Here is a 24106-nt window from a genome sequence, read left to right on the forward strand (position 1 = left end):
AATCTAAGTATGAAATATTTTGTAGTTTTTCTATTTATAACACTTTCAATATCTGCTTTTTCGCAAGTTAGAGAGCCATCGCAAAGAGTAGAAGGAATCATCCTGAGTAACACGACCAAGCAACCCCTATCGAGCGTCAACATCATCAACGTCAATAAAGTACGAGGAGCCACAACTGATGAAAGTGGACACTTTGAACTTGATGTACAAGTAAATGATACTTTACACATTACTAGTTTAGGATATCAATCTTTGCGCGTGCGCGTTACCAATGACTGGATTAAAAATAGAACTACTAAAATTCAATTGACAGAAAAGGCTATTGCACTTGAAGAAGTTGTTATTAGACCTTTTAATTTAACGGGATATTTGGAGGTTGACAGCAAGATAATCCCGGTAAAAGAAAACTACCGCTACAGTATTTCAGGCTTAACACAAGGCTATGAAGCCGGGCAATACTCTCCAAACGCATTTGGAAAAGTTTTAGGATCGATATTCAATCCCGCCGATTTACTCTATAATTTCTTTGGTAAAAATCCGAAGGAATTAAAGAAATTAAAGGAGATGAAAAAAGACGATACGGTGCGTAAACTACTAGAATCTAAGTTTGACCGAGAAACCATTGCCGTTTTGCTTGGCATTGATAAAAACGAAATTCCTGAAATATTACAACGTTGCAACTACTCTGAATCGTTTATTAAAACTGCCAACGACTTACAAATCATGGATGCCATAAGCGCTTGTTACGAAGATTACAAAGTTCTAAAAAAGAAATAAAACAAAATTACTCATTGATAAAATCCTCTTTTGATAAAACCAAAAGAGGATTTTTTATTAAAAAAAATTACAAACAAAAAAACACTCCTACAAGAAGTGTTTTTAAAATATTTTATAACAATCTGCTGTTCCTAATTTAATCCAGAATTGCAGTCAAAAATTATTTTATTTAAGAGGAATATTAGCCAGAATTTCAACTAAGAATTTCCAAAACTTTTGAGAAGAAGATATGCTAGCTCTTTCATCTGGCGAATGCGCACCGTGAATCGTTGGTCCAAATGAAATCATATCCATATCAGGATAATTAGTTCCTAAAATACCACACTCTAAACCGGCATGGCAAGCAACAACTCGTGGTTTTTCGCCATTTTGTTTTTCATAAAAAGGCACCAAAACATCTAAAATTTCAGATTTAGAATTCGGTGTCCAACCTGGATAAGAGCCTGAAAACTCCACCTCGCAGCCCATTAATTCAAATGCAGATCGCAACCCATTAGCCAAGTCAAACTTAGCTGTCTCAATAGAAGAACGAGTTAAACACTGAACCGTAAGTTGCCCCTCAGCTAACATCACTTTTGCAATATTATTTGAAGTTTCAACTAAATTATCAAAGTCGGCACTCATACTATACACGCCATTGTGTGCCGTGTACATAGCGCGTACAAAATAAAACTGCGCAATTGAAGGCATAACTTTAGCAGGAGTCGCCTTTAATTTTTCAAAAACAACCTCTAAATTTGGCTCGGTCGTTTTTAATTCGGTTTTAATTTCGTTTACAATTTGCTGCATATCAAAAACAAAAGCCTCATCGTAAACTTCGGCAATAATTACTTTAGCCACACTTTCTCTCGGAATAGCGTTGCGCAAACTACCACCTTTTATTTCGGCAATTTGCAATCCAAAATTATCAAATCCGTCAAATAATAAACGATTCATGATTTTATTGGCATTCCCTAATCCTTTGTGAATGTCCATACCAGAGTGCCCACCATTCAAGCCTTTTACCGTAATGCTGTACCCTACTGACCCTTCAGGAGTATCCTCTTCGTCATATTCGGCAGTAGCTGTAACATCAATACCACCGGCACAACCAATGTCAATTTCATCATCTTCTTCAGTATCTAAGTTCAATAAAATTTGACCTTGCAAAATACCGCCTTGCAGGTTTAATGCACCTGTCATACCTGTTTCCTCATCAATTGTAAACAAAGCTTCGATAGCTGGATGTGCAATTGTAGTGCTCTCTAAAACAGCCATAATTGCTGCTACTCCCAAACCATTATCGGCACCTAAAGTGGTACCACGCGCACGAACCCAGTCGCCATCAATATACATATCAATACCTTGCGTATCAAAATCAAATACAGTGTCTCCGTTTTTTTGATGCACCATATCCAAATGTCCTTGAAGCACTATAGGTTTGCGGTTTTCCATTCCGGCAGTGGCAGGTTTACGAATAATCACATTGCGAATTTCGTCTTCAAAGGTTTCCAAACCAAGGCTTTCGCCGAAGTTCTTCATGAAAGCAATTACGCGATCTTCTTTTTTTGAAGGTCGAGGTACTGCATTCAAATCTGCAAATTTATTCCAAAGCGCTTTCGGCTCGAGGTTTCTTATTTCTTGACTCATGTCGTATATTTAGATGTTTACATTATTGAAAGTTCAAAGTTACAAAGTTTAAAATCGATTACGATAGAATTGATATTGTAATTATATTTACGGGAATAAAAAAAACACTCGTGCGCAAATCCTACTTCTTGTCCCTTTTTCTATTATTTCAAATTGTACTATTACAAATTCTGCCATACTTCCCTGAACAGGTCGAAACAAAGTACAGCCAAACGTTATACCCTATTCTTTCGCGATTTTTAAGAAGCAGTTTGGGAGGAATTCCCTTTTCAGTGGGAGATGTTCTCTATTTTATTTTGATATTGTTTTTAATACGATGGGTTTGGAATTTAAAAAAATCTTGGCTTTCCAATCGAAAAAAAACAATTTTGGCAATACTGAACTTTTGTTCAGTACTTTATTTTTGTTTTCACTTATTGTGGGGATACAATTATTACCGACAGCCTTTGCACGAAAAACTACAGCTTCAAAAAGAATATAGCAATGAAGATTTATTACTTTTTACAGAAAAATTAATCGTTAAAACCAACGCTATTCATCATCAAATTACTGCAGTAAAAAACAAAAAAGTGATAGTACCTTATAGTGCCGCTGCTATTTTTAAAATGAATCAAAACAGTTACGACAATTTAACAAAAGAACTTCCCTTTTTGAAATACGAAAAAGCGAGCATTAAAAAATCTCTTTGGAGTACACCTTTAACATATATGGGTTTTGGTGGTTATTTGAATCCTTTTACAAATGAGGCCCAAGTAAACTCGCTCGGACCGATGTACAGTTTTGCCATGACTACCAATCATGAAATGGCGCATCAGATAGGATATGCAAGCGAAAGCGAATGTAATTTTATTGGATTTATGGCTTCTACTAAAAACAGTAATCCTTACATTAAATATTCTGGCTACAGCCTTGCGTTGCGGTATTGCCTAGCCAATTGGCAGGCTCGTGATGAAAAACAATATCAAATTTTACTAAAAAAAATAAACCCTGGAATCATTCAGAATTACAAAGAGAGTATTGCTTTTTGGGAACAATATGACACTTTTATCGACGCTGCTTTTCACGCATTTTACGATCAGTTTTTAAAACTCAATCAGCAACAAGACGGCTTGAATAGTTATAGTAAATATGTTGATTTGATGGTGAACTACTATAAAAACAAACCGCTGTAAAAAAGCGAAAAATTTGGCTTATTCAACAAAAAACCAAGCTGTTTTGCACTACATTTCATCAGTGGTAAAAGTAGTAAAACTTCTTTTTTTGTAGGGTCTAATGATTAATCGGCCTTCACGATCAAATCGAATGTAGTTGTACACCCAATTCAAGAAAACAACGGCTCGATTTTTAAAACCAATCAATGCAAATAAATGTACAAACATCCAAACGAACCAAGCAAAAACGCCATGAAAATGATATTTTGGCAAGTCGACTACCGCTTTGTTCCTACCGATAGTTGCCATGGAGCCTTTGTCATCGTATTCAAAAGCTTTCATGGGTTTATTATGCAGGAGTTGCACTAAGTTTTCGCCCAATAATTCTCCTTGCTGTAAAGCAGGCTGCGCCATCATAGGATGCCCTTGCGGAAACAAGTCTGACTCCATAGTAGCAATATCACCAATGGCAAAAACGTTATTAAATCCGCGAACTTGATTGAATTCATTCACCCTTATTCTTGCTGCTTTATCCACGAGTTCACTCCCTTTAATTCCGGCTAGTAAAGCACCTTGTACGCCCGCGGTCCAGATCACTGTAGCGGTTTCAAATTGCAGGTCAGAATTGGTAGTAATCGTTCGGCCATCATAATTGGTCACGCGCACATTTTTCCAAATCACCACACCTAAGCTTTCCAGAAATTGTTGCGCCGCTGCAGATGATTCTTCGCTCATGGTATTTAAAATGCGATCACCACTTTGAATTAGATTAATTTGCATTTTACCCATGTCTAAATCGGGATAATCCTTTTGTAAAATGGCTTTTTTCATTTCGGCCAAAGCACCCGCTAATTCTACACCCGTTGGACCACCGCCTACAAGAACAAAGTTCATCAATGCTTTTTGCTCTGTAGGATCTTGTGTGAGTACCGCTTGTTCAAAATTTTCAAGAATCAAACTGCGAATATTAAGCGATTGCGGTATGGTTTTCATTGACATACTGTTGCGTTCAATTTCTTTATTGCCAAAAAAATTGGTTTTAGAACCAGTTGCAATTACTAGATAATCATAGGTTAAATCACCAATTTCGGTACTGATTTTCTGGTTTTGCGTATCAATTTCTTGCACATTAGTTAACCTGAAATAAAAGCCACGGTACTCTTGAATTACTTTTCGAATGGGATAGGCAATCGAACCCGCCTCTAAACCTCCTGTAGCCACTTGATACAACAAAGGTTGAAACGTATGGTAGTTGTGTTTATCAAGCAAAACGACTTGCAAATTTTTGTTTTTGAGTTTTTTAGCAACTGCTAGACCAGCAAATCCGCCTCCAATGATAACAACACGCGGCAAAGTAGATTTAGGAATATTCATAGTATTCAAAATGAAAATGGTGTAATCAAAGGTACATTTATTTTGTAAGTAGCAGTATCAAAGCAGTAAAAAGCCAAAATAAAATTATTAGTTTTATGAAAATTAATCGACTTTAGAGCCCCGATAGCAGCGTCATCCCTCGCCTTTTTTGGGCGAGGATACAGCGGAGAGCGGGACTGGGCGACTTATAGAAGGGGAAAATTCCTGCTCCTAGAAAAAAAACAGCCGTTTTGTAACAAAATCCAGAAGCGCAGTACTAACGTAAATATGAGTACACAATTAGAACAATCCTTTGTGCATCAATTGCAAGAAAACCAGAATATAATCCACAAGATTTGTAGGTTGTATACCAATGGTGACGATGCGCATAAAGACTTGTTTCAAGAAATCACGATTCAATTATGGAAGGCGTATCCTAAATTTAGAGGAGATAGCAAGTTTAGCACTTGGGCCTATCGAGTAGCCTTAAACACAGCCATTACGCTTTACCGGAAAACCAAACGCTCAATAAATACCGTTGAGTTTGAGGGAAGGCAGCATTTTTTAAATGAGGTGGAGTACAATTATGAAGAGGAAGAACAATTAAAATTAATGTATGCCGCAGTTTACCAGTTGAATGATATTGAAAAAGCGTTAATTTTTATGTATTTAGAAGATAAAGATTACCAAGAAATATCAGAAACATTGGGTATTAGCGAAGTAAACGCAAGGGTGAAAATGAACAGAATTAAAGGGAAATTAAAAAAAATATTAAATCCATTAGGATAATGAAAGAACTGGATTTACTTAAAAAAGACTGGCAAAGGAGCGAAAACTCTTTTGAACAAGTGAGCGCAGACGCGATTTACCAGATGATACATAAAAAATCATCATCGGTAGTGAAATGGATATTGATTGTAAGTATACTCGAATTTGTACTGTTGAACGGTATATCGTTTTTCATGAACAGTAAAGAGTACGATGCTTTTGTTTTGGCGCATCCGATTATCAAAACGATTGAGATCATCAATTACGCTGTAATTTTTGGCTTTATTGTACTGTTTTTCAGGAACTACAGATTAATATCCACCCTAACCTCGGCTAAAGAACTCATAAAACAAATTTTGACCACACGTAAAGTCGTTAAATTTTATATTTTGTGGAATATAGTGTTTGGTGGACTCACAGGTACCTATACAGCAATAGAAGGTTTCAATGAAGGGCAAAAAGCAGCAAATTCACAAGCAGAGCTTTTAGATAGCGAAAACATAATTGTAATATTGATTTTTGCACTGATTATCATGGGTTTAATTTGGTGTTTTTACAAGCTCATTTACGGTAGTTTTTTATCTAGATTATCAAAAAATTATTCCGAATTGAAGAAAATTGATTTATAATATAAAATTATGATCTCAATGAAATAACAGACAAAGTTTTTCATTATCGAGATTCACTTAAAAAATAAAAGTTCGTAACCACGGAAAACGTTTTATAAAACCAAGGAACCAAAAAACAATCGCACTGTTTTTTGGTTCCTTTTTTTATGTGGAATTAGAGTATGAATAGTTTTAAATAAAATCTGATTTATATTTACTTCCACAATCGCATCATTTACTGAAACAAACCTAGGCCAACTATTGCTTGTGTTTTTGTAAAGGGCTATATTTGCAGTATAAAACTATCAAACAATGATTAAGATTACTTTGCCCGACGGGTCAATTAGAGAGTTTGCTCCAGGAGCTACTCCCATGGATGTTGCTAAAAGCATAAGCGAAGGATTTGCAAGAAATGTAATTTCGGCTTCTTTCAATGGTACCACTGTTGAAACCACCACTGCATTGACCACCGACGGAAGTCTTACATTGTATACTTGGAACGATGCAGAAGGAAAGAAAGCTTTTTGGCACTCGACTTCACACGTAATGGCTCAGGTTTTAGAAGAAATGTACCCTGGTATAAAATTAACTCTAGGACCAGCTGTTTCTAATGGGTTTTACTACGATGTAGACTTTGAAAATCACAAAATTACTGATGCTGATTTCAAAAAAATCGAAGACAGAGTTTTAGAGATTTCAAGAGGAAAACACGAATTTAAATTGCGTCCGGTAACTAAAGCGGAAGCATTAGAATTATACAAAGACAACGTTTACAAAACTGAGTTAATTACTAATCTAGAAGATGGAACGATTACGTTTTGTGATCACGATACTTTTACTGATTTGTGCCGTGGTGGCCATATTCCTAACACAGGAATTATCAAAGCCATGAAAATCATGAGTGTTGCAGGAGCTTACTGGCGTGGAGACGAGAAAAACAAACAGTTGACTCGTGTTTACGGTACCTCCTTCCCAAAACAAAAAGATCTAACGGAATACTTAGAATTACTTGAAGAAGCGAAAAGACGCGACCACAGAAAACTAGGTAAAGAATTAGAATTATTTGCTTTTTCACAAAAAGTTGGACAAGGATTACCATTGTGGTTACCAAAAGGAGCTGCATTGAGAGACCGTTTGGAGCAATTTTTGAAAAAAGCGCAGAAAAAAGCGGGTTACGAGCAAGTAGTTACGCCACATATTGGTCAAAAAGAATTATACGTAACATCAGGTCACTATGCTAAGTACGGAGCTGATAGTTTTCAACCGATAAACACGCCTGCTGAAGGAGAAGAGTTTTTATTAAAACCGATGAACTGTCCGCATCACTGTGAAATTTACAACGTTCGTCCATGGTCTTATAAAGATTTACCAAAACGTTACGCTGAATTCGGAACTGTTTACCGTTACGAACAAAGTGGAGAATTGCACGGTTTGACGCGAGTACGTGGATTTACTCAAGATGATGCACACATTTTTTGTACACCAGAACAATTGGATGAAGAATTCAAAAAAGTAATTGACTTGGTTCTTTACGTATTTGGATCACTTGGTTTCGAGAACTTTACCGCTCAAATATCATTACGCGATAAAGAGAACAGAGACAAATACATTGGTACAGATGAAAATTGGGAAAAAGCAGAGAATGCAATCATCAATGCCGCAGCAGATAAAGGTTTAAATACCGTTGTAGAATACGGTGAAGCTGCCTTTTACGGTCCAAAGCTAGATTTCATGGTGAAGGATGCTTTAGGAAGACAATGGCAGTTAGGAACCATCCAAGTAGATTACAACCTACCGGAGCGTTTTGACTTGACTTACAAGGGTTCAGACAATGAATTACACCGTCCGGTAATGATTCACAGAGCACCTTTTGGATCAATGGAACGCTTTATAGCTATTTTATTAGAGCACACAGCAGGAAATTTCCCGCTTTGGTTAATGCCTGAACAAGCTATAATATTGTCTTTGAGCGAGAAATATGAAATATATGCGAAAAAAGTTTTAGATTTGCTAGAAAATCACGAAATTCGCGCCCTCATTGACAATAGAAATGAGACTATCGGTAAGAAAATTAGAGATGCCGAGATGCAAAAAACACCGTTCATGTTGATTGTAGGTGAAGAAGAAGAAAAGAACGGAACCATTTCAATTCGTCGTCACGGACAAGAAGGAAAAGGTAATGTTACCGTTACAATAGAAGAATTTGCAGCTATTGTAAATGAGGAAATTAGCAAAACATTGAAAGTATTTACAGTTTAACTTAAATTATAAAGTCATAGCAATAAGAAGCAACAGAGGTTACCAACCTCGCGTAGAAAAAAAAGATGCACACAGAATAAATAATCTTATTCGTGGTGTACAAGAAGTAAGGCTTGTAGGAGAAAACATCGAGCCAGGTGTTTTTAAACTAGCAGAAGCATTGCGTTTAGCAGATCAGTTTGAACTAGATTTAGTTGAAATCTCGCCAAATGCAGAGCCGCCAGTTTGTAAAATCATGGATTACAAGAAATTTGTTTACGAGCAAAAGAAACGTGACAAAGCGCTGAAAGCGAAATCTACACAAGTTGTGGTAAAAGAAATCCGTTTCGGACCTCAAACAGATGAGCATGATTATGAATTTAAAAGAAAAAATGCTGAAAAGTTCCTAAAAGAAGGAGCTAAATTAAAAGCGTTTGTATTTTTCAAAGGACGTTCTATCATTTACAAAGACCAAGGTCAAATTTTGTTATTAAGATTAGCAACCGATTTAGAAGAATTTGGTAAAGTAGAAGCGATGCCAGTTTTGGAAGGAAAGAGAATGATCATGTTCATTGCTCCTAAGAAGAAAAAATAAGTCTCAAAGTCAAAAGTCTTACAGTCAAAAGTATTTCACTTTCGGCTTTAAGACTTTAGAAACTTTACGACTATGCCATATAAGTAAGTAAGAATAAATTAAAAAACACTAGGAAAAAATGCCTAAAATGAAAACCAAATCTAGCGCCAAGAAACGTTTTAAAGTTACTGGTTCTGGAAAGATTAAAAGAAAGCATGCTTTTAAAAGTCACATCTTGACTAAAAAATCTAAAAAACGTAAATTAGCTTTGACACACTCAGCGTTAGTTCACAAAACAGATATGAAAAGCATCAAACAACAATTAAGAATTATCTAATAAGTCCAAAGTTAGAAAGTCTTAAAGCCGAAAGTTCACACTTTCGACATTCGACTTTTGACATTTGACTTAAGATTTCTTTAGGTTAAAACAATTTCAATAACCTTGGAGTATGGCCTTTAAGTTCTCTTGATTAAATTCGGGACGCCTGCTACAAAAAAAAATTAAAAATTATGCCAAGATCGGTAAATTCAGTTGCTAAAAGAGCAAGAAGAAAAAAAATAATGAAGCAAGCCAAAGGTTTCTTTGGTAGACGTAAAAACGTTTGGACAGTTGCTAAGAACGCAGTAGAGAAAGCAATGTGCTACGCTTACCGCGATAGAAAAGTGAATAAAAGAAATTTCCGTTCATTGTGGATTCAGCGTATTAACGCAGGAGCTAGATTAGAAGGAATGTCTTACTCACAGTTTATGGGTAAAGTAAAAGCTAACGGTATCGAATTGAACCGTAAAGTTCTTGCTGATTTAGCAATGAATCACCCAGAAGCTTTCAAAGCAGTACTTAATAAAGTAAAATAAACGTTTTATCAACTCAATTTAGATTACTTACTTATAAAAAAACCCCATCCACGTTCGTGAGATGGGGTTTTTTAATTATTCAAAATGGAAGAATTAGAAGATTAAAATTGTTTTGATTTTAAAATAAAATAGGTATTTTCGTAATATGAAATACCACAGCGTACACTGCTTTATTATATTCTTCATAACTCTATTTTTACTTTTTTCTTGCCAAGAGAAAAAGGTACAAAACACACAAAAAAAAATAAAATTAGCTGAAATAGGAAATATCCTGGATCGTGCGTACACAACTTTTGAAGAAGCTAGATACGACAGTTCTTTTTTTTATTTTAACAAAGCAAAAAATGAAGCTGAAAAAATACAAGACACTTCAAGAATTGTTCATTCATTAGGATGGATGGCAGATATTCAACATAATCAAGGTGATTTTAATGGTAGTGAATTTACTTGCTTAGAAGCATTAAAAGTTTTAAACAATTCTAAAAATTTCCCCTATGGTGAAACCAATTTATACATAACACTAGGAACCAATTATCTCGATACCTATGATTTTGAAACAGCAGAACTATGCTATAGGAAAGCAATAAATCATAAAACAGACACATTAACAAAAGCTTGTATTTTAAATAACATTGCACTTGTATATCTGGCCGACAAAAAATACGAAAAAGCAGAAAAAATTCTCAAACCATTATTACAGAAAAGAGAAGTAAAAGAGGATACTTTGAACTACGCAATAATACAAGCCAATTTAGGATTCATTTATTTTAAATTGCAAAAAAAGAAAGCGCTAGAATTATTATTATCATCTTTAAAAACAAGAATAAAGCTTAAACAATATGTAGGTTTAAGCGGAAATTACAATTATTTATCATTTTATTTTGAAAAAACAAATGCTGAAAAATCTAAGGAATATGCGCTTTTAGGTTTGGAAATTTCCCGAAAATTAAAAAACCCATTAAGCGAATTAGAATTTTTAGATCTTTTAATTAGAAATTCAAATGGTGGTACATTAAAAAAATACGCAACGGAATACGTTCAAATTAATGATAGTCTCAAAAAAGCAAGTCAAAAAGCTAAACATGTATTTGCTAAAATTCAGTACGACTCCAAGCGTGAAAAAGATGAAAATTTACGTCTTAAAAACGAAAGTATTCAGCAAGCACAAAAAATACAAAAACGCAATATAACCATTGTCCTCACTATTGCAACAATGATCTTGATTGGATTTTTAATCATTAAGAAAATCCGACTTAATAGCAAAAAAGAAAAAGTAAATGCTGCTTATTCTACTGAAGTACGATTGTCACAAAAACTACATGACGAGTTGGCGAATGATGTATTTCAGGCCATAGCATTTGCCGAAGGTCAAGATTTATCAACAAAAGAAAATAAGGAAACACTCATTGCTAATTTGGACATAATATACAATCAAACTCGAAATATTTCACGAGAAAATAATAGTATAGAAACTGAAGCGAGTTATTTGCCCAATTTAAAAGGACTATTTTTTGACTTTAATACGCAACAACAGCATATTATTACCGTAGGACTAGACACTATAAAATGGAACAGTATCGAAAACCATACAAAAATCACTATTTTCAGAATCGTACAAGAACTATTAGTCAATATGAAAAAACACAGTAATTGCACTGTAGCTGTTTTTAACTTTGAAATAATTATGAACGTATTACAAATTTCATATCGCGATAATGGGCTTGGTTTACAAAATCAAACATTACAATTAAAAAACGGTTTGTCAAATTTAGAACGTAGAGTTCAAAGTATTGACGGAACAGCTACTTTTAATACGATGAATGAATCTGGTTTTAATGCACAATTTCAAATTCCGATATAACATCTCTTATGTTTAAAAAAGTTTTAATAGCTGAAGATTTAGATGCAATAGCAGTCTCCCTCATTGATACGATTAAAGAAATTGGGGTTGAAGAAATTCATCATACCAAATATTGTGATGATGCCTTTCTACAAGTGAAAAAAGCCTTAAACCAGAACAAATCTTTTGACCTTGTTATTTGTGACTTATCATTTAAACCCGACCACAGAGAAAACAAAATCAATTCTGGAGAAGAGTTAATAAATGCTATTAAAAAAATTCAAAAAAACATAAAAATAATTGTATTCTCGATTGAGGACAAATCTTATCGCATTCAATCACTTTTCAAGAATTCTGGCATTAATGCATATGTCCCTAAAGGGCGCGATAGTTTAACCGAATTAAAAAAAGCTATTGAACAACTATATAACAACGAAACTTATACGCCAATTAATTTTGTAGCAAATGCACTGCAAGACAAAACTATTTTTGAAATCGAGCATTATGATATTGAACTTTTAAAGCTGCTGGCAAATGGATGTACAATTGAAGAAATTTCACTGTCTTTCAAAAAAAATGGACTCACACCCAATGGTCACAGCAGCATTGAAAAAAGAATCAATAAACTCAAATTATCTTTTAAGGCAAATAATAACGTTCAATTAATAGCTATCACTAAAGATTTTGGATTACTTTAATATTTGAGAATTTTAAGTTTTTTCGTATTTCAACAGCAATTTGATGCCAGTCATCGTTTTTTCAACAGTTTTTCTACTCATTTAAATCAAAAAAAAGTGAGCCTTTACGGATTCCCGTAAACTTTTATGTTTTAAAGATGCTACGTTTGTAACTGCAAAACTTTAAGACAACAAATAATGGCCCTTTTTACAAGTAAAGATTTATCCTATTCTGGTTATTCACAATCAATTATTGATAGTACGCATCCTGATGCCATAACTGTTTTGCAGGGCGAGTATGTTGACAAAGCAGAGGAAGCCGAGGTAGTTTACTTTTGCAATCAATTTCTTAAAAAATATAAAGTTCCCAAAACTAAAGCCACTTTTCAAAAAGTTGAACATTTTTTGCACCACGAAGCGTTAGAAAATGAAATACATAGAAGTCAGTTACAAGATTGGATTGCTACCAATTGGATCAAACTGTAGTAGTAATTTCAAAGCTTCCATTCGCTTATTTTTATTGTTTATAGTATTACAATTTAAAAACTAAATATTCCAGCTCTTACTTTTTATGGAATGAATCTAGATTTAAAATTGTCTATAAACACAAAGCTAATGGTAAATTGTTTTTAAGTATACGCTTAATCCTTGTAAACCCAAAACCAACAACTAGACTGCTGCAACCATAAAAAATGAAAAAAACACCTTGGATTTTGACATTAGTTTTAATTTTAATCTTTTCATTCCCTGCAAAACAAAAACACATCGGATCAATAGAGTCCGATTATACGAACACAAATACCATCTTGTTCAAGCAGCACTTTAAACGAGACGATGATACCAGATTATCGATTAGTCGCATCAACAAAGAAAATCTCGTAAAAAGTGATCCCAACTATCGTACCCGACGTAAAAAAGGAAAGATAATATTTTCGAATTCTTTACTTTTACAATCGGAATCTAAACCTGATTTTAAAACCAAAAAATAGTAGGATGAATACCATTTCTACTTACGGAACACCATTACAATTATTCATTCACAATCAATAGCACCATTTAACGGTTTGAAAAGATTTATACCTCTATTACTGCTATTTTTTATTTCATTTTACACTTTTGCTCAATTAAAAGTAGCCTCATGGAATATTGAAAATCTTGGTAAGTCAAAATCTGCAAACGAAATACTTTTTATAGTCAATACCGTAGAAGATTTTGATATCGTTGCCATCCAAGAGGTAGTTGCAGGACCTGGAGGAGCGCAAGCTATCGCTCAACTAGTTGACAACCTCAATCGAAAAGGTAAGCAGTGGGATTATGTTGTAAGCGATCCTACAAGCAGTAGTGCCTATAAAACCGAACGTTATGCTTTTATTTGGCAAGCATCAAAAGTTAAAAAGCTAGGAAACGCATGGCTTGAAAAAAAATTCAATCAAGAAATTGACAGGGAACCTTTTTATTGTACGTTCAAATACGGGACTAAAACCTTTACTTTGGCGAATTTTCATGCCATTACCAAGCAACGTCAGCCCGAAACTGAGATCAAATATTTTAAATTATTGCCAGAGCAATATCCTAATTTAAACCTGGTGTTTTTGGGAGATTTTAATTGTCCACAATCTCACAGTGTATTTACGCCTCTAAAAAAAATGGGTTATGAACCGGTTTTTAAAGGCCAAAAAACGTCGCTAAAAAAGAATTGTGTTGCCGGAAATTGTTTAGCATCAGAATTTGACAACATTTTTTACAACAAAGCAAAGGTAAAAGTAGATCAAAAAGGAGTATTGCTATTCTATACAAGTTTCACTGCGTTAACTGAAGCAAGAAAAATTTCAGACCACATCCCTATTTGGTTTAAACTTTCGTTGCTATGACTAAAAAAAAAATTTCTGTCTTACACTTTGTACAATGTCATAAAGGATTAAGTTTTAAAACCGACTTACTTTAGGTTTTTAACTTCTTTTTCTTTGCCGCAGGAAATAAAACATTGTTTAAAATTAATCTGAAACCAGGAGAATTAGGATGTAAATCGAGAACAGTTGGCGCATCACCCACTTGATGTTGGTAATCTTCAGGATCATGACCTCCGTAAAAAGTAAACATTCCTTTGCCTTTTTGTCCATGGATATAGCGTGCTTCGTTATTGAGTTCACAAGCTCCCATGACCAAAACATTAGACTTTATTAAATTAGCATCATAAGCAGTGGTTTGCCCCATAAATCCTTTTACTAACTGTGTATGATTTTGACATAACATACTTGGGATAGGATCCCATTTTGCCGAAAATTCCATTAAAGTAAAATAGTCTTTATCCATCGGAATACGGCGTTTAGAAGTCATGTCAATATCTGAAAACTCATATTGTTCCGGTTTACGCTCTAAAGTAAAATCCTTGAAAGCGAAAGCACTCGTATAATTCAATTTAGATTGGTAATTGGCCTCACTCGCGTCACCATCAAACATAGTTTCGCAAATGTCTAATCCATCAGCCGCCAAAGCAATATCGAAGCTGTCAGTTGCTGAACACATCGCAAACATAAATCCTCCACCAATTACAAAATCTCTAATTTTTTTTGTTACTGCGCCTTTTTCGTTTGATACTTTTGCATACCCTAAAGATGAGGCTAAGGTCTCAGCTTCTTTTTTTGCTCAATGTACCAAGGTGTATTTTTGTACGCACCATAAAACTTACCATATTGCCCCGTAAAATCTTCGTGATGTAGGTGTAGCCAATCATACAAAAGCAATTGGTCTGTCAAAACCTCTGAGTCATATATTGCGGTGAAAGGAATTTCGGCATAGGTGAGCACGAGTGTTACGGCATCATCCCACGGTTGTTTGCCTTTTGGGGTGTAAACCGCAATTTTTGGAGCTTTTTCTAAGAGAACAGCTTCCATATTTTGGGACGGACTGTTTATTTCGTTTAAGATTGTTTGTTGCTCATCATCTGAAATTACCTCAAAACTAACCCCTCGAATTTGACATTCTTTTCTAATTTCATCGGCATCAGGCAATAAGAAAGATCCGCCTCGGTAATTTAAAAGCCAGCTAGCTTTGTAGCTTTTATCGATACACCAAAACGTAATTCCATAGGCTTTAAGATGATTTTTTTGTGAAGTTTCATCCATTGGCAACAAAATAAAAGAGGCTTTTGCCTGTAACGAAAGGAACACTACCGCTAAAAAAAGAAGTCGCTGCATCATAGGATATTTTTTTTGATATTTCAAAGATAGAAACTAAGGAGAATAGTAAATCTAATTTTAACTATAAAATGACTCCGCATATTAAATTTACTTCAAATCACGTAAAAACACGTACAAATGGTTTCCAGTGTAGTGCTAAATTCGCAAATAGTTAAAACCAAAACTATGAGAACCTTAATAATGATACCAAACCCAAACAACTCACCATTTAAAATGTTGACATTATTAAAAAAATTAGGAATTATAGTCCTAATTGGGTGTATACTATTTTTCTATATTTTGTGCTTCCGGTTTTTAAGCCAATAACCTAATTCAATAAACACTTTTTCTTTTGAAAAATTACCACGTCAATATCGCCCAAGAAATGCTTTCGATTGCTCAAAAAGGAGGCGATACTAGTGCGCATCGCAGACAACTGTTTTATATTCGAGCATCAAATCTTCAAAATAGCCTTACAACCGATTGTTTAAAAATTGTATTTTGGCTCAACTTATACAATGCTTTTTACCTATTACAACAAAATGAAATAGCAAAAAATAAACAGCACTATAAATTAAAAAAGATAAAAATAGCTCGGTCAATTCTTTCTTTGCATGATATCGAACACGGTATTTTAAGAAAAACAAAACTAAATATAGGTTTTGGGTATTTAAAAAATCCTTTTTACTCTTCCTTCATTAAAAATATGGCCGTAGAGCAATTGAATTACAATGTGCATTTTGCTTTACAAAAAATCAAAACAAATTCCGGCGGAACGATAATCTTTGATGCCGAAAACTTACGCACGCAGCTAAAAAACACTGCTGTTACCCTCTTACAAGAGCAAACTCAAGAAGACACAGCACAAAATATACTTTTTACACCTTCTTTTTTACGCCAATATGCAGGCGATTTTGGGGGCTTTGGTAGTATCAAAAATATACTGCAATTAATTTTAAACAGAGACTTACAAAAACACAGCTTGCGATATAAAAAATTCACGTAATAATAAATGAAGTTTTTTTATAAGTCAAAGAGCATCAGGTCATTTTGCACCGCAAAAACTACTAAACCTGCACTATTTTTAGATTCTGTTTTTAAAAGTAAATTATTGCGATGCCCTTCAACAGTTCTGGGACTTATAAAAAGTATTTCAGCAATTTCTGCTGTACTTTTTTGTGCGCAAATTAGTCCTAAAACCTCTATTTCACGAGTGGTTAAAAAATTAGCATCAAAAACAGATTTCATTTTTTTAGAATTCAAACTATCTTCTTGAATAATTTTTAACACATCCTCTGCATAATAAAACCCTTTTTCAGCAACCTCATTTATAGTAAATAAAAGCTCTTGCGGTGTGGCGTTTTTAATTAAATAAGCCACAGCTCCTACTGCAATCATGTTGGCTATAAAAGATTTAGTTTGGTAACTTGTCAGTGCTAATATTTTTATATCTGGAAAAGAAGTATGAATAATTTTAGTAGCCTCGACTCCATTTATTTCGGGCATTTTAAGATCCATAATAATGATATCAGGCACATCTACATTTTCATCATGTAAAGCATCTAGGAGTTCTTGTCCGTTTGCCGCTTCAAAAACAACGTTAATATTTTCTTCGCGGTCTAGTAAAAATAATATTCCTTTACGAAATAAAATTTCATCATCTACAAGCGCAATTTTTACAACGTTTTTCATTTTTTAAAAATTAAAATTTACTTTGACTCCTTCATTAATTCCTGATTGCAATTGCAAATTCCCTTTCAAAAAAGTCACTCGGCTCTCGATGTTTTTCATTCCTAGACCTTTTTGATTCTCAAATATTTTTTGATCGAAACCGACTCCATTATCAGTATAAAAACCGTGTTTTTTACCGTTTTTTTCATCTAATACAAGATTAATTTCGGTTGCTTTACCGTGACGCAAAGAATTATTCATTAATTCTTGCAGAATCCTAAAAACATGTAAATGCCTATCATTTTCGGCAAGATCAAAACTAGTATTGCAGGTAAAATTCACTTTAACTGCCTTACTACTACTGAACTCCTCACAGAGCTCTTCGATTCCAGCTTGCAAACCAAATTTCTCCAAAACTGGAGGCAGTAAGTTATGAGCTATTTTTCGCGAATTATCAAGTGCTTTACCTGTTAAATCAATAATGGTAGTTGTGATTTCCTTGACTTGTAATTCTGATAATTTGGGGGTGTTAAGCAAATGACTATTCAAAGAAACAATGTTCAATTTAGAACTTATATCATCATGTAAATCTTGTGCAATACGTTTTCTCTCCTCTTCTTGTGTAAGAATTACAGCAGTCAATAGCTCTTTTTGATATTGAATTTCTAGATCTTTTTTCTCAAGCTCTTTTTGAATAATTTTCTTTCTTGAAAAATAAAAAAACAAGACCAAAACAATTCCCATTAGAATAAATGTAACGCAACTATAGATAATAATCTCTATTATTTCATTTTCAGCAAGGGTGTTTGGTTTCATAATTCGTTCTTAATTTCGTTGTTTGAAAATCTTCTTTTCCAATCGATCAAAATAATAATTTGATACAAAAGATACATAAAACTATTCAAAACCCATGGTATTTTATTAAATGCTGCACTTAACGAAGTCATTAAATTACCTACTAGAAATAAAATGGTACTTCCTAATAAGTAAATTAAAATCCCTATGTTCACGTAATAAAATTCTTTTTTTTCATTTAATAAATTATAAAAATGAAAACTTGCTAACACAACTAATACAATTGAAGTAATTACAATTTCTAATAAATTGAACCTAAAAAACAAAGTGCTATCATAAGCATATTGTACGCCTAAAATCAATAAAACAAGAACTAAACAAGCTGTTACAATTTTATTTTGCGTACCATCTTGCTTTAATATTTGTTTATAAAACCCACTTAACAAGATGAATTGTCCTATAAAATAAAAATGGGAAAGAAATAAATTACTACTCTTTTGCAGAATTAAAATTTCAGCCCACATTTGAATAATAAAAGAGAGCGCGAGATAAATTGTAAAGATTTTATAAGCCTTGGTTTCTTTAATAAATTGAGTAGAAAAAAGAATTAGATTGATTAATAAAACAAAATATCCTGTGTATGCTAGAATTGTAATCATTTTTATTTTTGTAATAATGGACTACTCTCATCACATACAGTTGGACAGGGTCTAGTAAAATCATAAATATCGTCTTCACCTTGAGTAACCCCATCAACACCAACAGTAATCATATCAACGTATGTATTTGTTGCTGCATCAAACTTAGTACCTACAATCATTAATTTTTCTACATTGTTATCATCAACTCCAATATAAGCTCTAACCGCATCAACACCCTCAGCCAAAACTTCAAGTAAATCTTCCTTTGGAATTAAAAATGCATTTAACCGATGGTGTTTGTTATAATCACCTTCTTTTTTAGACCAACGTTTGGCCCATTTTTGGGCTGTTTTTAAGGATATCGAATTTGGTTTTTTACTCGTTATACTTTCTTTTGAATTGGTTTCTTTATCCATTATTTAGAAAATTTGGTTGTTTAAATTGGTTCAAGAAAATGATAGGCTAAACTACCATTTTTTTATTATTTTAACAAAAAGAATACGATATTAGAATTTACTAAAAAAGCCTAAACTTTTTGAAATTTAGGCTTTTATATCATGTAAATACTTTTTTCGACCAATTTAATTAAAATGGAACATCACTATCATCATCATCATCATTAAAATTACTACCAAAAGCCTCATTCGCTGATGGTAAATTTTTAGTAATAAACGGATTATCTTCTTGATTCATACTCGAAGGTAAATCATCATAACCTCCGCTGTAATCTTCAAGGTTATCAAATTTACCTAGATGTCCTAAGAATTTTAAACGAACGTTCTCGATACTACCATTACGGTGCTTGGCAATCATAATTTCGGCTTGACCTGCCGTTGGTGCTGCCTCGTCATCATCCCATTCATCAATTTTATAATATTCCGGACGGTATAAGAACGATACAATATCGGCATCCTGCTCAATCGCTCCAGATTCACGAAGGTCAGAAAGCAAAGGTCTTTTACTTGAACCACGGGTTTCAACAGCACGAGACAACTGCGAAAGTGCAATTACTGGCACATTTAATTCTTTTGCTAAAGCCTTCAAGTTTCGCGAAATTGTCGAGATTTCTTGCTCTCTATTTCCTCCTCCTTTTCCGCTACCTCCAGCAGTCATTAATTGCAAATAATCGACAATGATAATTCTAATTCCATGCTGCGAGACCAAACGCCTTGCTTTTGCACGCAAATCAAAAATAGATAACGAAGGTGTATCATCAATAAAAAGTGGCGCTTTCTCCAAATTTTTAACCTTGGTACTCAACTGCTCCCATTCGTGTTTTTCTAATTTTCCAGTACGTAATTTTTCTGAAGACAAACCAGTTTCTGAAGATATCAAACGAGTAATCAATTGCACCGATGCCATCTCGAGCGAGAATAAAGCTACTGGCATTTTAAAATCGATTGCCATATTACGAGCCATAGACAAAACGAATGCTGTTTTCCCCATTGCAGGTCTCGCGGCAATAATAATTAAATCACTTGGCTGCCAACCAGAAGTTACTTTATCTAATTTGTCAAAACCAGTGGCTACACCACTCAAGCCTTCCTGACCAGCAATTTCTTCGATTCGCTTTTTAGCTTGTAAAACCAAACTTTGTGCTGTTTCAGAACTACGTTTGATATTTCCTTGCGTAACTTCGTATAGTTTAGATTCTGCTCTGTCTAATAAATCAAATACATCTGTAGTTTCATCGTAAGAGTCTTCTATAATTTCAGTTGAAATTCGAATCAAACTACGCTGAATGAATTTTTGCAAAATGATTCTCGAGTGAAATTCAATGTGTGCCGAAGATGATATTTTTTGAGTCAATTGAATTAAATACAAATCGCCACCGGCAAGCTCTAATTTGGCATTCTTTTTTAATTGTGCCGATACAGTCAACAAATCAATAGGTTGTGTATCAGTAAACAACTGGGTAATTGCTTCAAAAATATGCTTGTGCGCTTCTTTGTAAAAAGCATCAGGTTGCAGAATATCAATAACATCATCTACCCCTTTTTTATCAATCATCATGGCGCCAAGTACAGCCTCCTCTAATTCAATAACTTGAGGTTGTAATTTTCCTTTTTCTAGGCTTATAATTGTCGATTTATCAACCTTCACTGGATTGATGTTTCTGAAGTTTTCCATAGCACGAAAGTAACAAAATTATAAAAAAGATTAAGCCGGAGTTATTACAAATAAATGTTCATAAGTAACTATTTTTTGTTTATAACCCCAAAAAAAACCGTCTCATATCAGTACGAGACGGTTAGGTAAATATAAGTTTGGAGTGCTTATTCCTTGTACTCTCCCATTTTGCTGTATTTCTCCATTCTTTGTGCAATTAAATCAGCTGTTGATAAGTCTTTCAGCTCATTATAACCTTTTAAGATGTATTGTTCTACGGTTTTAAATGTAGTTTCTCTGTCGTAGTGCGCGCCTCCAAGAGGTTCTGGAATAATATCGTCAACTAATTTTTGTTTTTTCATATCAGCTGATGTCAATTTCAAAGCCTCAGCAGCTTGTTCTTTGTATTCCCAACTTTTCCATAAGATTGAAGAACAAGATTCAGGTGAAATAACAGAGTACCAAGTGTTTTCCATCATGTAAACTCTATCTCCCACTCCTATTCCTAGTGCACCACCTGATGCTCCTTCACCCACAATGACAGTAATAATTGGCACTTTCAAGTTAACCATCTCAAAAATGTTTCTCGCGATAGCTTCTCCTTGTCCGCGCTCTTCAGCCTCAAGACCTGGATAAGCACCAGGAGTATCAATAAGGGTAACAACAGGAATACCAAATTTTTCAGCCATTTTCATCAAGCGCAAAGCTTTTCTATATCCTTCAGGATTCGCCATCCCAAAATTGCGGAACTGACGCATTTTAGTATTGATTCCTTTTTGTTGACCAACAAACATAAATGATTGCCCGTTTATTTGGCCTAAACCACCTATCATGGCTTTATCATCTTTAAATGCTCTATCCCCAAAAAGTTCCAAAAATGTACCTTTTGTAAGATTAGTGATATGCTCTAAAACATAAGGTCTATTTGGGTGTCTCGAAAGCTGAACACGTTGCCAAGCCGTAAGATTTTTGTAGATATTTTTTTTGGTTTCTTCTAGTTTTTTATTGATTTGTTTGCATGTATTTGTAACGTCTACATCTGATTCTGCACCAATGACAAGACATTTCTCTAACTGCTCTTCTAACTCTTTTATAGGAAGCTCAAAATCTAAATATTCCATAGGATTTTTGCGTTTTTGTTTTTATTTCGAACCGCAAATATAAAATTTTAAATCGTTCGAAAAGGTAATTATTGTGTTAATGTATATTTTTTTGAATGATTTGAACGAGTTTCTATTCCTTAAATTTTGCTTTTTGATAATGTTTGATTACCCCATTTAACAATACGGTAAGCACTATAATCACCGCACCAACATAAAACTCGAAACTCATTTTTTCTTTTCCGCCCAAGATAAAGTAGGCTAAGACAATTCCGTACACAGGCTCTAAATTAGTGGTTAACATAACCGTGTAAGGAGTAAGTTTTTGCATTACTTTGACCGAAGCTGTAAAAGCATAGGCAGTACAAACTGAAGCCAAAACTAAAATTAGCACCCAATTTTTAGCGGTTAACGTAAAAAAGTCAGCTGTAAAAACGCCTTGGTACAACAAATAGATAGAAATAAAGAAAACGCCAGCTATAAATTCATAAAACGAAATTACAGCGGGATCGTGCTTGGCAATTAACTTTCCGTTCATCAAAGTAAATAAAACGCCCAATACAATTGAAGCTAAAGCAAACAACATTCCGTTGATGTAATTTACCTCAACTTGCATGATTAAAGCCAAACCGGCGATAATTATTAGTCCAAAAAACACCTCGTACCAGAGAACTTTACGCCCATAAAAAAGCGGTTCTAGTAAGGAGGCAAAAAAGGCTCCCAAAGAAAATACAGAAAGCGTAATGGACACGTTTGAAACTTTTATAGCTTGAAAAAATAAAATCCAATGCAAGGCTATTAGCAATCCAACAAAAAGTAGTTTGAAGAAAGATCGTAAAGGTACCCGAAACGATTTTTTGGTAGCTACAATAAAAAGTGCCAAAAACAATCCTGCAAAAAACATTCTGAACCAAACTAAAGCATCCGATTGAATGGTAATCAATGCGCCTAAAATGGCCGTAAAACCCCAAATAAATACAATTAAATGAAGGTTTAAGTAACTTTTTAAATTATCGTTTTGCATTTCGTAATAAGTAAATGGCTAAAATTCCAAAAGCAATATTTGGCAACCAAACGGCTAATAAAGGCGGTATACTCGATTTTTCAGCGAGTACACCAAATATTTTATCAAAAAACACAAAGGCAAATGCCAACGCAATTCCAATAGCCAAATTGGTTCCCATACCGCCCCTACGTTTCATTGACGAAACTGCAACCGCGATAATGGTTAGGATAAAAGCTGAAACTGGAATACTATATTTTTTGTACAACACCACCAAATACACATTGATGTTCGATGAGCCACGTTCCCGTTCTTTTGCAATAAAAGCATTCAATTTACCCAAATTTAAGGTCTCTGCAATATAAACAACAGGAGTTAAATCTTCTAAATCAAATGCAAAAGTTGCTTTTTTTTCAGGTAACTTCACAATAACATCACTTAATTTGCCTACCGTTCTTTTAGTATAATCGTATAATGTGTAGGTACTGTCTTTTGGGTTCCAAGTGATTCGAGTAGCAGTTATTTTATGCTGCAACTTATCATTCTTGAATTTCTCTAAAGTAAAACTATAGGCTGTTTTAGTTTCTGTATTAAAACTGTTTACATAAATAAACTCATTGTCATTTAATTGGCGATAAACATCCGTATTGTCACCACGCATGGCTTCTTTACCATTTCCTTTTAAATAAGTGTACCTAAAATTATTAAACCCCTCACTTGCTGATGGCACTACATAAAAACCCATCAACAAAACAAAAACCGAAACGATAGAAGCTCCGATCAAATACGGTCGTAAAAAACGAGTAAATGAAATTCCGGAACTCAAAATAGCTATAATCTCAGTATCATTGGCCAGTTTCGAAGTAAACCAAATCACCGACAAAAACAAAAAGATAGGAAACAGCGAATTAGCAAAGTACACTGTAAAATTATAATAGTACAAGGCTATTTCTGCAAAAGGAACTTTGTTTTCGAGTAACTTATTAATCTTTTCAGATACGTCAACCACGATTCCGATTGGGATAAACAACAATAACATGACCACAAACGTGGCCAAATATCTTTTCAGGATGTACTTGTCTATTATTGTAAGCATGTTTTTGTTTAAAGTTTAAAGTTTCAGGTTTAAAGTCAGCGC

At 34.0% G+C, this 24106-nt stretch carries 24 protein-coding genes and 1 pseudogene; 14 read left to right on the plus strand and 11 right to left on the minus strand.

All coding sequences use genetic code 11. The features are described 5' to 3' along the window. Positions 1-9: 9 nt before the first annotated feature. Positions 10-777 (plus strand): carboxypeptidase-like regulatory domain-containing protein, encoded by a 768-nt coding sequence (locus tag ACXX8U_RS08685; RefSeq protein ID WP_210789143.1) that lies wholly within the window; start codon positions 10-12, stop codon positions 775-777. 165 nt (positions 778-942) lie between these two features. On the opposite strand, the gene ACXX8U_RS08690 is transcribed toward ACXX8U_RS08685, so the two are convergent. Further along, complete coding sequence (locus ACXX8U_RS08690) at positions 943-2406, minus strand: aminoacyl-histidine dipeptidase (protein ID WP_458565513.1); 1464 nt, start codon at positions 2404-2406, stop codon at positions 943-945. Positions 2407-2516: 110 nt separating this feature from the next. Between ACXX8U_RS08690 and ACXX8U_RS08695 the strand changes: the two genes are divergently transcribed. Beyond that, complete coding sequence (locus ACXX8U_RS08695) at positions 2517-3578, plus strand: DUF3810 domain-containing protein (protein WP_458565514.1); 1062 nt, start codon at positions 2517-2519, stop codon at positions 3576-3578. Between the two features lie 48 nt (positions 3579-3626). On the opposite strand, the gene ACXX8U_RS08700 is transcribed toward ACXX8U_RS08695, so the two are convergent. Further along, positions 3627-4931, minus strand: coding sequence for an NAD(P)/FAD-dependent oxidoreductase (locus tag ACXX8U_RS08700; protein ID WP_458565515.1), 1305 nt, complete (start codon positions 4929-4931; stop codon positions 3627-3629). Between the two features lie 267 nt (positions 4932-5198). On the opposite strand from ACXX8U_RS08700, the gene ACXX8U_RS08705 reads away from it, so the two are divergent. The 11 genes from ACXX8U_RS08705 (at position 5199) to ACXX8U_RS08755 (ending at position 14341) form a co-directional block, all read left to right on the plus strand. Then, the gene (locus tag ACXX8U_RS08705) at positions 5199-5699 is read left to right on the plus strand and encodes an RNA polymerase sigma factor (RefSeq protein WP_458565516.1); all 501 of its coding nucleotides are present in this window, start codon (positions 5199-5201) and stop codon (positions 5697-5699) included. Further along, positions 5699-6307: a DUF8845 family protein gene (locus tag ACXX8U_RS08710; RefSeq protein ID WP_458565517.1), complete on the plus strand. Its 609-nt coding sequence runs from the start codon at positions 5699-5701 to the stop codon at positions 6305-6307. Before ACXX8U_RS08705 ends, ACXX8U_RS08710 begins: the two co-directional genes overlap by 1 nt. Before the next feature lie 291 nt (positions 6308-6598). After that, the gene (thrS, locus tag ACXX8U_RS08715; RefSeq protein WP_166137272.1) at positions 6599-8545 is read left to right on the plus strand and encodes a threonine--tRNA ligase; all 1947 of its coding nucleotides are present in this window, start codon (positions 6599-6601) and stop codon (positions 8543-8545) included. A 16-nt stretch (positions 8546-8561) separates the two neighbouring features. Continuing rightward, on the plus strand, positions 8562-9119 hold the full coding sequence (gene infC, locus ACXX8U_RS08720) for a translation initiation factor IF-3 (protein WP_370637578.1): 558 nt from the start codon (positions 8562-8564) through the stop codon (positions 9117-9119). Positions 9120-9237: 118 nt separating this feature from the next. Beyond that, positions 9238-9435 carry a 50S ribosomal protein L35 gene (gene rpmI / locus ACXX8U_RS08725; protein ID WP_022827375.1) on the plus strand — a complete coding sequence of 66 codons (198 nt, stop codon included), beginning with the start codon at positions 9238-9240 and terminating at the stop codon, positions 9433-9435. Positions 9436-9608: 173 nt separating this feature from the next. Further along, positions 9609-9953 (plus strand): 50S ribosomal protein L20, encoded by a 345-nt coding sequence (gene rplT / locus ACXX8U_RS08730; protein ID WP_086453231.1) that lies wholly within the window; start codon positions 9609-9611, stop codon positions 9951-9953. A 145-nt stretch (positions 9954-10098) separates the two neighbouring features. Continuing rightward, complete coding sequence (locus tag ACXX8U_RS08735) at positions 10099-11814, plus strand: tetratricopeptide repeat-containing sensor histidine kinase (protein WP_458565518.1); 1716 nt, start codon at positions 10099-10101, stop codon at positions 11812-11814. A gap of 8 nt (positions 11815-11822) precedes the next feature. After that, a complete protein-coding gene (locus ACXX8U_RS08740) occupies positions 11823-12491 on the plus strand; it encodes a response regulator (protein ID WP_458565519.1) in 669 nt (222 codons plus the stop codon). Between the two features lie 177 nt (positions 12492-12668). Then, complete coding sequence (locus ACXX8U_RS08745; RefSeq protein WP_458565520.1) at positions 12669-12956, plus strand: hypothetical protein; 288 nt, start codon at positions 12669-12671, stop codon at positions 12954-12956. 206 nt (positions 12957-13162) lie between these two features. Continuing rightward, a complete protein-coding gene (locus tag ACXX8U_RS08750) occupies positions 13163-13459 on the plus strand; it encodes a hypothetical protein (protein ID WP_458565521.1) in 297 nt (98 codons plus the stop codon). A gap of 75 nt (positions 13460-13534) precedes the next feature. Then, entirely contained in the window at positions 13535-14341 is an 807-nt protein-coding gene (locus ACXX8U_RS08755) for an endonuclease/exonuclease/phosphatase family protein (RefSeq protein ID WP_458565522.1), read from the plus strand. A 70-nt stretch (positions 14342-14411) separates the two neighbouring features. Here the strand turns inward: ACXX8U_RS08755 and ACXX8U_RS08760 are convergent. Then, a pseudogene (locus ACXX8U_RS08760) lies at positions 14412-15667 on the minus strand (asparagine synthetase B). Positions 15668-16001: 334 nt separating this feature from the next. Between ACXX8U_RS08760 and ACXX8U_RS08765 the strand changes: the two are divergent. After that, the gene (locus ACXX8U_RS08765; protein ID WP_458565523.1) at positions 16002-16655 is read left to right on the plus strand and encodes a DUF547 domain-containing protein; all 654 of its coding nucleotides are present in this window, start codon (positions 16002-16004) and stop codon (positions 16653-16655) included. Between the two features lie 17 nt (positions 16656-16672). Here ACXX8U_RS08765 and ACXX8U_RS08770 read toward each other — a convergent pair whose 3' ends face one another. From ACXX8U_RS08770 to ACXX8U_RS08805, 8 genes are all read right to left on the minus strand, one after another. Further along, a complete protein-coding gene (locus ACXX8U_RS08770) occupies positions 16673-17341 on the minus strand; it encodes a response regulator (RefSeq protein WP_458565524.1) in 669 nt (222 codons plus the stop codon). A 3-nt stretch (positions 17342-17344) separates the two neighbouring features. After that, positions 17345-18136 carry a sensor histidine kinase gene (locus ACXX8U_RS08775; protein WP_458565525.1) on the minus strand — a complete coding sequence of 264 codons (792 nt, stop codon included), beginning with the start codon at positions 18134-18136 and terminating at the stop codon, positions 17345-17347. Beyond that, the gene (locus ACXX8U_RS08780; RefSeq protein WP_458565526.1) at positions 18133-18774 is read right to left on the minus strand and encodes a hypothetical protein; all 642 of its coding nucleotides are present in this window, start codon (positions 18772-18774) and stop codon (positions 18133-18135) included. Before ACXX8U_RS08780 ends, ACXX8U_RS08775 begins: the two co-directional genes overlap by 4 nt. Before the next feature lie 2 nt (positions 18775-18776). Beyond that, positions 18777-19172: a hypothetical protein gene (locus ACXX8U_RS08785; RefSeq protein ID WP_458565527.1), complete on the minus strand. Its 396-nt coding sequence runs from the start codon at positions 19170-19172 to the stop codon at positions 18777-18779. Positions 19173-19341: 169 nt separating this feature from the next. After that, on the minus strand, positions 19342-20886 hold the full coding sequence (gene dnaB, locus ACXX8U_RS08790) for a replicative DNA helicase (protein ID WP_210789172.1): 1545 nt from the start codon (positions 20884-20886) through the stop codon (positions 19342-19344). A gap of 146 nt (positions 20887-21032) precedes the next feature. After that, positions 21033-21986 carry an acetyl-CoA carboxylase carboxyltransferase subunit alpha gene (locus ACXX8U_RS08795; RefSeq protein WP_166137236.1) on the minus strand — a complete coding sequence of 318 codons (954 nt, stop codon included), beginning with the start codon at positions 21984-21986 and terminating at the stop codon, positions 21033-21035. A 112-nt stretch (positions 21987-22098) separates the two neighbouring features. Then, positions 22099-22989 (minus strand): DMT family transporter, encoded by an 891-nt coding sequence (locus ACXX8U_RS08800; RefSeq protein WP_458565528.1) that lies wholly within the window; start codon positions 22987-22989, stop codon positions 22099-22101. After that, positions 22976-24064, minus strand: a complete 1089-nt coding sequence (locus ACXX8U_RS08805; RefSeq protein ID WP_458565529.1) for an LptF/LptG family permease — start codon at positions 24062-24064, stop codon at positions 22976-22978. Before ACXX8U_RS08805 ends, ACXX8U_RS08800 begins: the two co-directional genes overlap by 14 nt. Positions 24065-24106: the final 42 nt, after the last annotated feature.

This window comes from Flavobacterium sp. GNP001, assembly GCF_054343775.1.